The organism is Teredinibacter purpureus (assembly GCF_014217335.1).
Lineage (GTDB): Bacteria > Pseudomonadota > Gammaproteobacteria > Pseudomonadales > Cellvibrionaceae > Teredinibacter > Teredinibacter purpureus.
This window is the reverse complement of the sequence record NZ_CP060092.1, coordinates 1,096,761-1,109,743: the sequence shown is the minus strand read 5'-3', so window position 1 is coordinate 1,109,743 and position 12,983 is coordinate 1,096,761. Positions and strand designations below refer to the sequence as shown.

Genomic DNA, 12,983 nt, shown 5'->3' with positions numbered 1-12,983 from the left:
GACTAGTAGAAATAGAAACGGTGCGTAGACTAAATTTATAATTATTAAAATTACTGGTAATGTCTTCTGCATCATAGGGAAGCCTAACGCCTTTAGCATGTGCGCCCGCCTTTTGGGCGTCGCATGGCTAAACTTGTTAAGGGCAGCACTGTATTAGCTAATTGTGCTGGACTTAGCCCGGCACAAACAAATGCGAAGCACTGCCCTTGATTATTAGTTGACGACAAAACGGAACACAGGGAACGGATGGATTGAGATGGATACAACACGCTAAACCCTCCATTGGTGCCACGTTGACGCGGTCTTTATTACAAGCCACTTTACCGGTTAAACACACGGACTGAAAGAGGCGGACGATCACTGCTAACTCGTTGGTGGAAAACCCTAAAACCACGAACAGCCTTTAACGCCGCCATATGCGGCAAATTTGGAGTTGTTTTTTTGTGCTAGCGTAGCGTTAAAGCACAAAACAAACAACGGAAAATTTGTCCAGCCAGCTTGCTGGCGCAGCATGATGGCCTTGTTAAATGGCGATACACCAAACAACACCAACACTGCGTTGCGGAACGCAAATGGAGCTTTGCTACCAAAGTGGCGAACAACGCTACATGAACACCCGTAAACGCTAAACCTGAAAACCCTAAGAAGAACGACCGGTAAACTTTACACCACTACCCCGCTCTGCTTTTTTCTTCATTAAAACTACCCGCTCGAAAATAACACTTTTTACGAGTTACTAAAATATGCTTGCAACCAGTAAAACTTAAAATACTAAAACAGACTTTTAGAGTGGTTTGCACGGTTTAATGCTGGTAGAGCTAAACGAACTGTTTCGTTATGAAACTAGCATTATATTTAAAACCACTACACAGCTAAAAATGTAAGTTTAAAACTGAAATCTTCACGCCGTATAAATAGTATGTTGCCGAGCTATTTAACGCAGAGTGCAGCTGCATTTTGGTTGGTGTGTAGTTTTGTGTAAAATGGCGGAGCCATACACAAAACGAAGCGCCGACCAAAATGTCAGCTGGCACGTATTGTTAGAGGCTTCACCTGTGTACATACTTCGTAGTACCTCCATTTGAGTTTGTTGTAATCTTTCCATAGATCCCCTCAGCATTATCGAGGTAATCTATCTGGAAAAACACCGCACCATTTAGCCTTTTGGTAAGCATTAACAAGTCACCTGAGTCACAAACAAGCTGTATGTAATAAGCCTCACCTTTTAACTCTTTGTTCTCGGCTTCAGCCTTAGTAATGGGGCTAGAAACCGTCTCTGGAAAGACTTTCAAGTTCGCCCACGTGTAATACGTTTCGGTTGCATTATCACAGCTAAAGCTATAACCAGAAATAAGCATACTAAAAATTAAAAAAATACGCATAGCTATGCCTGCCCTCTAACGCCTGTAGCAGGCGCAAATACTGTGTTGTGTAGTTTGTGTAAAATGGGCGAAGCCCTTACACAAGCGGAGCGACGCAGTATTTGTCGCTTGCCTACATTTGTTAGGATGTCTCACTTTAACTTCCACATGTATGCCTCTTGCACTATATACCTTCCGCTTAGCGGGATAATGCCAGGCTTAAATTCGTCACCACCGTGTGGCAACTCAGAAAGATTAGGTAAAAATTGATAATTGCTAACGCTACCTTTATCCGATATGACAGTTACGATTCCACTATTGAATTTCCAACTACATAGGCGTTCAGAAATTTCAGTGGTTTCGCCCTCCTGTTCAGGATAAAGAATTTGCCTAGCAATGCATTTTCCATTTGGCTCAAAAAGTATATCCACTCCATAACTCGTTTCAAATACAGCTTCGTACCTTCCCAATATAAAGTCAGCACCAACGCTCGCGCTACTTAATAGCAACAAAATTATCGTAACCATCTTGTTCATTGATTCTGAATCCTAACGCCCACATAAAAGGCGGAGCGTCAGCGACGTCCAGCGAAACGAAGTGGAGCGGTTTTTGATGTGCTTGTTAACTGTGTTACGCATTACTCGTCCGTAGACAGTAATGCAGCTACTGAATCCTTATTTGCTACATTGAGCTTGCCGATTAATGCTTTTGCCGACAATGGTGACAACTCAACCCAAGATTCTTCATTGATCTTAATAGTAATTGAACCGCCATGATTAAGAAATGCATCCAATAAAACAGGCTCATCTTCGCCGCCACTGTGGGTGTAAAGCTTTGCTGGGATTTCTGAATTGTCAGACATAAATATTCTCTATAGATACAGTTAACGCCGCCAGCAGCGGCAGCTTGCACGGAGCGCCTTTTGTGTAAAATGAGCGCAGCGAAACACAAAAGGTGCGGAGTGTAAGCTGTCCAGCCCACAACGTGGGCGTTGCTGACTGGCCTTGTTAGCTTTCGCGAATACATGTGCCATGCCCTACAAGAAGATATTTATAAAGTGTTATTCACTAATAAATGCTCTTAACTTCTAATTTAGAGGAACTATTACGAACTCAGCCTCAGGGAAATATTTAGCTGCTTCCTCTGCTATCTCTTTAGAATATAGGCAGCCGTGAAACAAATCTATAACTCCTTTATTGCTTAAGAATAGACTTACCACTGCAGCCTGCTTGATACTAGTGACACTACCTTTCTTTACTCGCCTAACTTTTGGCTTAGAAAGCCAAGACCCAAGAGATGTTGTTATTTCAATTTTATCTCCAAGATCACGAAAAATTCTTTTTTCGATGTTTTCATATCTTTTCTTATTGTATTTATTCGCCAAATATGGGCCCAAAAATCCTATAAGCGAAAAGGCCACGATATTTATAAAAATTTCCACGACTCTACCTACTTGAAGCTAACGCCGCAATTTGCGGCCGTAGTGTAGGCGCGAAGCGCCGAAACGGAGGTCCAGTGAGCGAAGCGAACGAGGCAAGATTGCCTTGTTAGCAATTTTTATTTTTGCGCCACTGCCTAATTTTTTTAACAATAGATTGCTCATCCTCTCCAACAACCGATGCCCCGTGAAACCTTGGATTAATTTTAAACCCATAAGGCCCGATAACCCTATACTGAGGAGACACGGAGATTACTACAAGTCCGGCCTTTCCCCCTCTAGTCATTCGATGCACTGGGTTCTTGCAGCCCTTAACTGCCTTGCGAGGAATCTCCTTTAATCCAAATATGGTACAAACCCGAATATGACTATCGTGAAGCTCTAACGCTGTTCCACTTGGAAGGTAAAGCAATAGACCGTATCCAAACTCACTTACAATCAACCAAACTAAAACAACAATAAATCCAGAAATATATAAATCTTCTACACCTTGAAAATTACGTAAATCTTCAATGGCCGATGGCAGTAGAGTTAGGGTCAGCCATCCAAACATAATTACAAAGACAAGGTTTAATAAAACAACCCCTTCTTTAAATTTGAAATACTCTTCATTCATGATTGATTGCTAACGCCCAAATTTGCGGGCAACTGAAGCGTAGCGTAAGTTGCTCCGCAAGATTTGATTGTTATGAGGCAGTTAGAATTTATCATTGCCTTCAGAATTCATATTATTAATTCTTGTTTTTCCCAGTATTTTTAGTAATAGGTTTCTGAAAAACCTTAACATGGGATACAGAATTGATGAGACAGTTTTTGATTTGAACATCCAATAGTTTATTCGATTGAATATCCCTGATCTGCTGCCAATGAGTGCAAGGGCGTGAATGGCGTCTGCACCGTAGTAAAGCTGCCCGCCCATCTTTAGTACCATTCCTTGATCAATGTCGAGACCTTGAGATGTAATTTCGTCCATAACTTCGCTGTTTTCTCGTGCATCTACTATGCGTAAGTCTCCTACACTGTCACGAATATTGACCACTTGGCAATAAGCGTTACAAGCGGGGCATTCTCGATCATAAACAAGCAGTATTTCTTCTCGTTTCACTCGGTTAGCCTCACCTCATAACGCCTGTAGCACCTGCACAAATTACGTAGTGCATTTTTGTGTAAAATTGAGCGTAGCGAAAACACAAAAAAGCGCGTAGTAATTTGTGTCAGGTGGCTACACTTGTTATGTGTTTCGATGGTTAAAGTTCGCATGTCGATCTATTAGGCGTTTTTTTTGCTCTTGCCACGAATCATCGACCTTTCCCAGCTTAGCCTCTAACTCACCACTTTTAAATGACGATATATGGTCTTTACCACCACCTTCTATATGAAGAATTTCATGGTCTATTTTCTTCACACGATAGATTTTTCGTGGCTCCAACCCAGAAAGTTCAGCTGCTTGAAGCAATTCGCTTTCTGTTCTATAAGGAGGCATATACTTGACATGCTGGCCAACTTTAAACTCGATTGTATCTCTCCTTACACATAACGCCCATGTAACTGGCAGTTTTTTGTGGAGGACTTTTGCGATAAAATGCAGCGAAGCGAAATTTGCAAAAGGCCGGAGCAAAAAACTGTCCAGTTGACATGTTTGTTAGTAGCTATGTCCACAGCGCCCACCTAATATTGATAAGACGTAATAACATTTTTGTTTCTTCTTCGTAGCCATCATCGTTTGGAATATCTCTTTCCTTGTATGATTGCCACCAAACATAAAGCTCTTCTATTTCGCTCTTTGCCGCACGATGTTTTTCATCTGCCTCCCAGTCAGTATGACCGCTCAACAATTCTTCTTTATTTATACAATCACTTAGTAGTTGGAAACAAGCATGTAACATAATGGAGTCTTTATCTCGCCACCCGTCATCAAGCGTTTCTATTTTCAGAATATTTCCAGGCTCCATGATCTTCCTTTGGCTACTAACGCCGCCAGCAACTGCCGGAGTGAATTGGCTGCTTTTTTGCGTTTTTTTGCAAAAAAGAAGACGGTTTACGGAGGTCAGATTGACTGGCCTTGTTATGGCTGCCGAATTCGTTTACTACAAGCATGTTCCTGCACTTGTAACTGAATAGTTTGATATTAAATCATTAGAATCCACGTCGATTGAAAGCAATATATGCCATTTTGAGCATACTAGGCCATCACCTTCTATAACTTCAAGAATGACGCCACCCTTGTTCGGAAAGGAATTCAAGGGGATATCATTTGTTTTCTGCCATTCAAATAGCTCTGATCGAGTTTTTCCAACGGGCTTAAACTCACTAATTTTTTGCAGCCAAAACTCCTGCCTTTCTTCTACTGCCCCACTTGAGGAACAAGAGATTAAGCTCACAATGACAGAGAGTAATAATGTGACTTTAACGAAAGCTCTCATTTTCTACCTGTAGCCATAACGCCTCAATAAGAGGCAAAAAATAGTTGGTTAAAATTAGCGACGCAGGAGCAAAACCAACTGTTTTTTGTCCTGCTTTATTGCCTTGTTAGAATTTTTGGCTGTTACTTTGTTTTTATAAAAGACAATACTTTAAGGCCTAGACAGATAATAGCTCCTATTAATACTCCTTGAAAAGCAGCTATAACTGGTACTAGCGGCACAGCAAAAATCATGTTTTTTGGAGCGCCTGTCTGCACTAAAGCTACGATTAACAAAAGTGGAGTAAAAATAATTGATACACCTATAGTCCACCCTTTCCAGATTTGTTTGAACATTTTAGCTCCCTCTAAATTATGGAAAATTCTAACGCCTTTGTCATTTGCGTTTTGGTTGTAGTGGAGTTTTGGGGTAAAGTGGCGAAGCCACCCCAAAACGGAGCGTAGACCAAAACGTCAAATGGACAAACTTGTTAAGGCTTTGTATACAATAATATTCCAAAAATTAAAAAACAATATGTTGGCTATATGGAAGCTTCGAATGCCAACTAAAATGCTAGATATTTTTGGTGAATTTCCATTTACGTAAACTTTCACCGCTGGATATTCAGATATAGCTTCACTATAAGCCTTAGATACAAGCGACCGAATATTCCACGACGAAAACCCGAAGGCAATTCGTTTTCCGTTATATCTGCGACCTCGATATTCATAAGCATATTCGACTTTAGCTTTATACATAGAATCACCGTCACTATCTCTACTCTCGTCCATTTCATGAGAGGTGATTTTTCCAGTAACAGGAACCCAACCACATGAGATTTTTGCCATTATGGTTGCGTAAGCTGAATATAAAGCACCGCCGATTCCAATGACGACGAATAATGCTTTAATTAGAAATTCGAATTCTTCGGGCATGTGGGCCTTAACGCCCAGCTAAGCCGCCGGAACGAAGTTGGTTGTTTTGTGCGAGCGTAGCGAAAAAGCACAAAACGAGCAACGTAGTGGAGGTCGGATTGAGCTGCTTGTTAGCACTTGACTGCATTGACTTGAACCACCTTTACGTATGCAACTCTGCCGCCACGCCACCAGATGCCTTTAGTTCCGATTTGAAGCCTTTTGTGGTGATACTCACGACGCTCTTCACTAAGCACCCACATATTAGCGTAACCTTTTTGAGGAATATCCCCCGGCGTTGTATCTTTTATGACACAACCTTTATCGTCTAATATTTCAGGCCAAATCATATGCACACCATCTATTTGAGGGTCATCTCCTTCATAGAGGAAGTCGACTCTCATTCCCTGATTGGGCTTAGCGTTTTTCAATTCTTTGGCCAAATCAATTTCGTATTCAACTATAAAATCTGGCTGTCGACCTGACCTTTCTTCGTATGGCGTATGTTGTTCCATAATGTAGTGCTAACGCCGTTGTAACCTGTGCCTCATGTGGAGCTTTTTTTGCGGTAGAGTGGCGAAGCCACCGCAAAAAGGAGCGTAGCATGGGGCATCAGGTTAACAACCTTGTTAGGTGATACACCATTACTTTTTTCTGTGCTCATTTAAAACCCAATTTCCGTTAACCAGCCTTGCTTCATGCATTACAAATTCGTCTCCATCTGCGCTAGAGAAGAATTTTATTGAATCGAATATACCGTCATTGTCCAGATCAATCACATCAATCGAAGATTGCCCTGATCCACTAGGCTGGTGCACCATGATCGTAGAATTTGCACCGAGCGAATCATAAGAAAACGTTGGGCCGTTGCTCTTATTCACTAATATAAAATTTGGCGAACCATCTGGAAATGTTAATATCTTCCATTGATCAATCTTCGTTTGATTGAACTCATTACTATCACCAGCTATCGGACCCTCCCATTTAACACGCTCCTCACCTCCATCGCTTTTACAGCCGAGAAGTTGTATTGCAACAATGATAGTTAAAACTTGTTTAAATTTCATTTCTCACCTAACGCCGCAAGCAAAGGCGCGCGTTAGCGCGTCCAGCCCGAAGGGCGATTTTGCCTTGCCTTGTTACATTTTTAGGCAACTTCAGCCTCATGATAATTGGATAGAGCTGTAACTATTGCCTTTAGATTTCGGAGGTTCGCCTCAGCGGTAGCCCTAGATATCCCCAGAGCTTCTTCCTCTCTTGTTTTCGGATTAGTCAAATCTTGACCCACTGCCGAAATAACTTGATCTTTTACACGATGAATTTGACCTCGATTTGTAAATGACTCAAGTTCGCCTTCTGTGTAATACCTAAGCAAATAGCCGAATTCACTTACAAGCTTATTGTTTATTGATAGCCCCATTGGGCCATCAAAGTTAATTCCGTTATTTCTTGCTACTTTCTTAAGTTTTCTATTTTTGAAGAAAGACACTTCTTACTCCTTGTGAAATGTAACGCCACAATAACCGAGCGAAGCTAAGCGTGGTATTGTGAGCAAAGCGAACCACGCTTAGCGAAGTCCGGTTGATTGTTTTGTTACATTCATTTTAATAATTCGAGCACCCAGTCATGATCAGCTTTTTCGACTTTTTCCTTCGCTTTGGTAATATTGATATTCATACCTCCATTACACTTAGCTTCGAATTCTTCTATAGTTTCGACGTCTGAGTGCTTTAACACCATACAACCCATAGCCTCGGTTAAAACCTCCATCGAATCAATGTTCCTGTTTTTTACGCAAGGCTCTCGGTGTTGCACCAAACCTTTTGTACACGCCTCAATGGTTTCTCCGTTTCTGCACCCAAGATACACATCGTCATAGCAAATAAAAATGGGGAGCTGATAATAGAAGTCTTCCAGCGTATTAGCTCTAGCTGAAATACTGACCACAATCAGAATTAGTGAAAGCGCTATTTTCATTTAAAATTTTCTACAACCCAGTTTGTGAATGTAACGCCGCAGTAAATTGCGGCTATGTAGTTGATTGTTTTTGTGGCAGCGTAGCGGCCGCCACCAAAACAAGCGACGGAATAGCCGTCAATTTGACTGCCTTGTTAGCTCTGGACTGCGATGAAGAAAAACACAGCCATAAAGCAAATAAACCAGACAGCACTACCTTGATACCCGCGATACAAAACGGACTGATAGGGACGTTTGGGATTGACGTAGATGGTTACATCACTTCCCTTGACGATACCCGACAGCATTGTAGTTGCGTTGCCATACTTACTAGACCAAAGACCACCATACTTAATCTTACTACCTCTATAAGAAGAGCCCATGTATGAGTAATGATATTTGATACTAGGCTTACTCTCCTCGACTCCATCATCTATCCGTGTATCGATACGAACGTCTGTGACCTTTGCTGTATGTGCTCGCCAACTATCGGAGGCTCTCCCTTTTAAAACCTGATAAATCTCATACAGGAATATTAAAAGCGCTAAACACCAAAAAATAATCTTCCCATATATTCCGAGTTCTATTTCCATACTTTAGAGCTAACGCCAGTAGCAATTGCCGGAGTAAGTTGGCTTGTGTTTTTGCGTCTTATTGCAAAAACCAAGACAGCTTACGGAGGTCAATTGGCTACTTTTGTTATGACTATTTTTCATTGCTAGCAGTAAACTCATAAGATTTACACCGACCCTCACCATACAAGAACGAAACACTGTAGCTAAAACCAGGTTTATTGCTTACATACCCAAGGAATTCAGGTACACCTGATTCATTTATTGATGAATGAATAGATTTACCAACCAACTTTCCATTTAGGCTTATTGAATAGATTCCTAGCTAAAAGGGTTCACCCTTATACTTTAATGGGGCTGTAATACTAATTTCGGTGACCGATTCGTAAAACTCAGACTCTTTCTCAACGAAGTTAAAGCCATTGGGTTCGGAAACATTAAGCTGAACAGGCCCAACAATACACGCGAATGTATTAATGGATAAAAAAACAAAGAAAAGGAAAATATACTTCATAGTTGCCTTAAGTCATAACGCCTAGCTCACCTACAACCTTTGCGGAGAGAATTTTGTGTATAATGGAGCTACGCGACATACACAAAATGAGCGTAGCAAAGGTTGTCAGCGTGCAGCTAATTGTTATGCAAAAAAGCGGGCCCAAAACAATGCCAATGTAGCAAAGTATATTGGCACTAAAAAAATTATTAATACCAAAGCATTCACCCACGACATTCTAGATTTGTTATTTAGCTTACCCGCAAGTAAATATACGACCTGAGTTAGATTTAGCGTTAGAAGCAAACCAGATGCAATAGCCAACAGATAACTAGTAAGCACTGGAAAAGCAACGAACTCCAATAACTGTTCATTAGTATGATTTTCAAATATAGATTTCGCTGACAGTGCAATAGCTACGCAAATACCTATATTTCTTAAGTGATCAAATATGAATTTAACATCGAATTCTTGATCGGCCTTACCGAAAAAACTCATCTCAACTCCTTTTGCATAACGCCGCCAGCAACTGCCGGAGTTAATTGGCTGCTTTTTTGCGTGTTTTTGCAAAAAAGAAGACGATTTACGGAGGTCAGATTGACTGGCCTTGTTAGGAGATTTTTTCAATTGCTATATATACCCCCGCCTGAATTAACCTTTTCTCCATTATTCGGAGTTTGTCAAAGTGTACCTTTTTAACTCTGTAACCTTCGGCAGCCAAGATAGTAAGCAATGGCTTAACTGATGTTGATTCTGCAATTGCCTGAGATAGCGGCTCCCTCAATGGCTCTAAAGTCGGGTTATGCATATTACCTGATGCATTCAATGCTTCTTTCAGCTCGCTGGGAAAGTGTAAACTCAAATACTTAATTATCTCGCTATGTAACGGCAATTCTCGATTTTCGTTGTATAAATTAACGGAGACACCTTTAATGATTATTCCACTTGGAACGCGATCCATTATTTTAGATATATGAACCCCTCTTTCAGTATTCCTTATTGTCGCTGTTCCGACGAATGCCTTCTTATGCACAAACACATCCCAGATCAATTCATCACAAGAAGCAAAGCCACTCAAAGAAAGGAAAAATACATATAGAATATATTTGCTCATGGTTTGCTCCTAACGCCTGGCTCAGCCGCCGCAAAAAATGGCGGTTGTTTTGCCGGCTTTTTGGCAAAACAAGTGACAGTTTTTGCGGTCGGTTGCAGCCACTTGTTAAGTGCCGCCACGTTAAAATGCCTTTGATCTTATTAATGGGATTATTTTTCTTAGCTCAGAGATTCTTTCTCTACGCATTTGTTCAAGTTCTTTAACTAACTCCATTTGCTCGATTTCATCAGCCCTATCTCTTAATGCTTCAGCCTGTAGCTCAGCTTTAGAAGGCCTCATTTCTGGATAATCACGGTAAAACTCTTCCATTGATTCATCTGCTTCATCGAGTATTTCATCCATCTCGCGATCAAGTTGTGCCATTCGTCTGGGTTCATCCATTTCCCACTAGAGTTCTGACTCAGCAAACTTTAATTGATCTTCCCAAAATGATTTTCCTTGAGCGGCTTCTCGAACATGATTAAATGCACCAACTATATTTCCTTCTTGATCAATGACTAGATCATCAGGTGACGAGGAAGCAATATATAGAACAAAAGCGCATAGAATCCCGATTGTAATAGCGATATTTTTCAATTATCACAAACTCCCTTTGCACTTAACAGTTTATTCAATGTCGTTAAGACGCATTTCCACAACATTTATACTTATATACCTAAATCTAGGCATATAGCAATAGTATTTATACAGCGTGGATATATGTCAGTACGACGTCAAAGTTCGTGAATTGAGGGCGCGTTTAAGCCTAATACCACTTTGTACTCTAAACCAAGTTTACACATCACCTTATGTGGTAAATACCACGCTTTTTGACCGTTAACATGGGTGTCCGATTATTTTACACTTAACGAGCCTGTAGAAAAACATAAGGGGACCGCTATAAAGTATAGTGGAAGGCTCGTGCGAAAAAGTACTAGAATATGGTTTCCATTGTGTCGATTTAGTGAGGACTACATTCACAATGCAAGGTAATGTTTACAACCCAGTTTTTTCTCAGCATGGCATTCAAGTGGTTACGCCTGACGTGAGCGACCAGAACTACATACACGCTAAATATATGGGAGAACGTGTAAAAGGTGTTATTTGAGATGAAACGAAAGTAGAAATTATTGCCATTGCTGGAAAAATGAAGCGTGCATACAATATCCAAGGACTTGTTCTTGGCGATACAGAACTCCCGCTACTATTACAAGATAATGATATTCTCGGTGTTCAAATCCTTGATACGACTGAAGTACATATTCAAAAAATATTGGCGCAACTGGCATAAAGTTATCGGTAACTTTATTACCAACATAATAAGCTCTTTAACTAAGCGATTTTATCACTAGGTATCATTCAGTAGTGCATTTTATCGGGATCTATTGACACATTATCAATTCGGCACAAGGAAGTATAAATGCAACTTATTACGTTCTATATTTTATTTTTCGCACTGGTATTGATCTATATAATTTTTTCCGTGTGGGGAGCAATGAAATTAAAAGCATTCTTAACTGACGTTAGCATTATTGCCACCACAGAGAATATAGAAGCATTTAAACGTCTTGCGACTTGGCAAATGATACTAGTGTATCCCGTTATGTTGGGCGGTCTTGGTGCAATCGTATTATTTGGCTATTGTGCATTCAACGATATAGCCAGCTCTAAAGAAACCGTTGTGATGATAGGTTTAATTTTAATAAACTGGAAGTTCACCCAACATACCAAGAAGCTTGAGAAGGCAGCTTGGGATATTCCCGCTTTTTCTGAAGATTTTTTAGCTCAACGCGATAGTATAGTCAATAGCTGGAAAAACAAGATGTGGCCGAGCTTTAATTGACACCCACGGCAAACTCTGAATTTACATCCAATATTTTACGCGAGGCTTTACTTTCCTTATTCCGATTGTCGTTTCGCGAGTTATCTATTTAAAAAAACACAGCCCGTAAACTGTGCTTTTTTGGAAGGGCGTAAGAAGGGAGGGTTAGACCGTTAGGTATTTGCGTACATCTTGTTCGTTCATTGTAGCGATATCGCCGGAGAGCGTAACCACTCCACGGTCCATTACAGAATATTTGTCGCCTAGATCGCGAGCGAATTCGAAATACTGTTCCACTAAGATAATGGCCATTTCGCCTTGCTGCCGCAAAATAGTAATAACTTTATGAATATCTTTGATAATGGACGGCTGTATGCCTTCTGTGGGTTCATCTAGTATCAACAGGTTGGGCTGCATTACCAGTGCGCGCGCTATCGATAGTTGCTGCTGTTGGCCGCCCGATAGGTCGCCTCCGCGGCGGCGCATCATTTTTCGCAATACTGGAAACAGGTCAAATATTTCGTCTTTCACTTTACGTTGTGAGCGCGGTAGTGCCGCGAACCCTGTTTTTAGATTTTCCATTACCGTTAATTGTGAAAATATTTGCCGGCCTTGTGGCACATACGCAATACCTAATCGCGCGCGATCGGCGGCAGTTAGCTGGGTTATGTTCTGGTCATTCCAATAGACGCTTCCGTCGCTTACGGGGTGCCGCCCCGTAACGGCTTGCATTAAACTACTTTTACCTACACCGTTGCGCCCTAGTATGCAGGTAATCTCACCTTTTTTTGCCTCTAAGCTAACGTCGGTTAACGCTTGGCTAGCCCCGTAAAACAAATCTATATTCTGTGCCTTTAGCATGGCTATTCTCTTTTTTTCTACGGTACCGTTACGAACACCCAAGCTGGCTATTCATTTATGTACCCTTAAGC

At 41.0% G+C, this 12,983-nt stretch carries 23 protein-coding genes; 1 reads left to right on the top strand and 22 read right to left on the bottom strand.

Annotation, left to right across the window (positions count from 1 at the left end; all coding sequences use genetic code 11):
- Positions 1 to 1,049: 1,049 nt before the first annotated feature.
- The 21 genes from H5647_RS04835 to H5647_RS04735 all read right to left on the bottom strand — a co-directional run bounded on the left by H5647_RS04835 (position 1,050) and on the right by H5647_RS04735 (position 10,826).
- Positions 1,050 to 1,382 carry a hypothetical protein gene (locus H5647_RS04835; RefSeq protein WP_045856738.1) on the bottom strand — a complete coding sequence of 111 codons (333 nt, stop codon included), beginning with the start codon at positions 1,380 to 1,382 and terminating at the stop codon, positions 1,050 to 1,052.
- Between the two features lie 131 nt (positions 1,383 to 1,513).
- Complete coding sequence (locus tag H5647_RS04830; RefSeq protein WP_045856736.1) at positions 1,514 to 1,897, bottom strand: hypothetical protein; 384 nt, start codon at positions 1,895 to 1,897, stop codon at positions 1,514 to 1,516.
- A gap of 101 nt (positions 1,898 to 1,998) precedes the next feature.
- Entirely contained in the window at positions 1,999 to 2,223 is a 225-nt protein-coding gene (locus H5647_RS04825; RefSeq protein WP_045856734.1) for a hypothetical protein, read from the bottom strand.
- A 225-nt stretch (positions 2,224 to 2,448) separates the two neighbouring features.
- Complete coding sequence (locus H5647_RS04820) at positions 2,449 to 2,802, bottom strand: hypothetical protein (protein ID WP_045856732.1); 354 nt, start codon at positions 2,800 to 2,802, stop codon at positions 2,449 to 2,451.
- 106 nt (positions 2,803 to 2,908) lie between these two features.
- Entirely contained in the window at positions 2,909 to 3,415 is a 507-nt protein-coding gene (locus H5647_RS04815; RefSeq protein ID WP_045856730.1) for a hypothetical protein, read from the bottom strand.
- Between the two features lie 81 nt (positions 3,416 to 3,496).
- The gene (locus tag H5647_RS04810) at positions 3,497 to 3,904 is read right to left on the bottom strand and encodes a DCC1-like thiol-disulfide oxidoreductase family protein (protein WP_045856729.1); all 408 of its coding nucleotides are present in this window, start codon (positions 3,902 to 3,904) and stop codon (positions 3,497 to 3,499) included.
- 126 nt (positions 3,905 to 4,030) lie between these two features.
- The gene (locus H5647_RS04805) at positions 4,031 to 4,282 is read right to left on the bottom strand and encodes a hypothetical protein (RefSeq protein ID WP_045856728.1); all 252 of its coding nucleotides are present in this window, start codon (positions 4,280 to 4,282) and stop codon (positions 4,031 to 4,033) included.
- 166 nt (positions 4,283 to 4,448) lie between these two features.
- Positions 4,449 to 4,751: a hypothetical protein gene (locus tag H5647_RS04800; protein WP_045856726.1), complete on the bottom strand. Its 303-nt coding sequence runs from the start codon at positions 4,749 to 4,751 to the stop codon at positions 4,449 to 4,451.
- A 135-nt stretch (positions 4,752 to 4,886) separates the two neighbouring features.
- Positions 4,887 to 5,222 carry a hypothetical protein gene (locus H5647_RS04795; RefSeq protein WP_045856724.1) on the bottom strand — a complete coding sequence of 112 codons (336 nt, stop codon included), beginning with the start codon at positions 5,220 to 5,222 and terminating at the stop codon, positions 4,887 to 4,889.
- Positions 5,223 to 5,344: 122 nt separating this feature from the next.
- Positions 5,345 to 5,557, bottom strand: a complete 213-nt coding sequence (locus H5647_RS04790) for a hypothetical protein (protein WP_045856723.1) — start codon at positions 5,555 to 5,557, stop codon at positions 5,345 to 5,347.
- 117 nt (positions 5,558 to 5,674) lie between these two features.
- On the bottom strand, positions 5,675 to 6,136 hold the full coding sequence (locus H5647_RS04785; protein ID WP_045856721.1) for a DUF3592 domain-containing protein: 462 nt from the start codon (positions 6,134 to 6,136) through the stop codon (positions 5,675 to 5,677).
- Positions 6,137 to 6,246: 110 nt separating this feature from the next.
- Positions 6,247 to 6,630, bottom strand: coding sequence for a hypothetical protein (locus H5647_RS04780; RefSeq protein WP_045856718.1), 384 nt, complete (start codon positions 6,628 to 6,630; stop codon positions 6,247 to 6,249).
- 129 nt (positions 6,631 to 6,759) lie between these two features.
- Positions 6,760 to 7,182, bottom strand: a complete 423-nt coding sequence (locus tag H5647_RS04775; RefSeq protein WP_045856715.1) for a hypothetical protein — start codon at positions 7,180 to 7,182, stop codon at positions 6,760 to 6,762.
- An 80-nt stretch (positions 7,183 to 7,262) separates the two neighbouring features.
- A complete protein-coding gene (locus tag H5647_RS04770) occupies positions 7,263 to 7,604 on the bottom strand; it encodes a hypothetical protein (protein ID WP_045856714.1) in 342 nt (113 codons plus the stop codon).
- Between the two features lie 110 nt (positions 7,605 to 7,714).
- Entirely contained in the window at positions 7,715 to 8,092 is a 378-nt protein-coding gene (locus H5647_RS04765) for a hypothetical protein (protein ID WP_045856711.1), read from the bottom strand.
- 134 nt (positions 8,093 to 8,226) lie between these two features.
- Positions 8,227 to 8,664: a DUF3592 domain-containing protein gene (locus H5647_RS04760; RefSeq protein ID WP_045856527.1), complete on the bottom strand. Its 438-nt coding sequence runs from the start codon at positions 8,662 to 8,664 to the stop codon at positions 8,227 to 8,229.
- A 304-nt stretch (positions 8,665 to 8,968) separates the two neighbouring features.
- Positions 8,969 to 9,157, bottom strand: coding sequence for a hypothetical protein (locus tag H5647_RS04755; protein ID WP_045856709.1), 189 nt, complete (start codon positions 9,155 to 9,157; stop codon positions 8,969 to 8,971).
- Positions 9,158 to 9,280: 123 nt separating this feature from the next.
- Positions 9,281 to 9,763 (bottom strand): hypothetical protein, encoded by a 483-nt coding sequence (locus tag H5647_RS04750; RefSeq protein WP_045856707.1) that lies wholly within the window; start codon positions 9,761 to 9,763, stop codon positions 9,281 to 9,283.
- Positions 9,747 to 10,250 (bottom strand): hypothetical protein, encoded by a 504-nt coding sequence (locus H5647_RS04745; protein WP_045856706.1) that lies wholly within the window; start codon positions 10,248 to 10,250, stop codon positions 9,747 to 9,749. Before H5647_RS04745 ends, H5647_RS04750 begins: the two co-directional genes overlap by 17 nt.
- Before the next feature lie 120 nt (positions 10,251 to 10,370).
- Positions 10,371 to 10,613 (bottom strand): hypothetical protein, encoded by a 243-nt coding sequence (locus H5647_RS04740; RefSeq protein WP_045856705.1) that lies wholly within the window; start codon positions 10,611 to 10,613, stop codon positions 10,371 to 10,373.
- 24 nt (positions 10,614 to 10,637) lie between these two features.
- Positions 10,638 to 10,826 (bottom strand): hypothetical protein, encoded by a 189-nt coding sequence (locus H5647_RS04735; RefSeq protein ID WP_045856703.1) that lies wholly within the window; start codon positions 10,824 to 10,826, stop codon positions 10,638 to 10,640.
- 823 nt (positions 10,827 to 11,649) lie between these two features.
- Between H5647_RS04735 and H5647_RS04730 the strand changes: the two genes are divergently transcribed.
- The gene (locus H5647_RS04730; RefSeq protein WP_045856700.1) at positions 11,650 to 12,072 is read left to right on the top strand and encodes a hypothetical protein; all 423 of its coding nucleotides are present in this window, start codon (positions 11,650 to 11,652) and stop codon (positions 12,070 to 12,072) included.
- Positions 12,073 to 12,216: 144 nt separating this feature from the next.
- Here the strand turns inward: H5647_RS04730 and urtE are convergent, their stop codons facing one another.
- A complete protein-coding gene (gene urtE / locus H5647_RS04725) occupies positions 12,217 to 12,912 on the bottom strand; it encodes an urea ABC transporter ATP-binding subunit UrtE (RefSeq protein WP_045856698.1) in 696 nt (231 codons plus the stop codon).
- Positions 12,913 to 12,983: the final 71 nt, after the last annotated feature.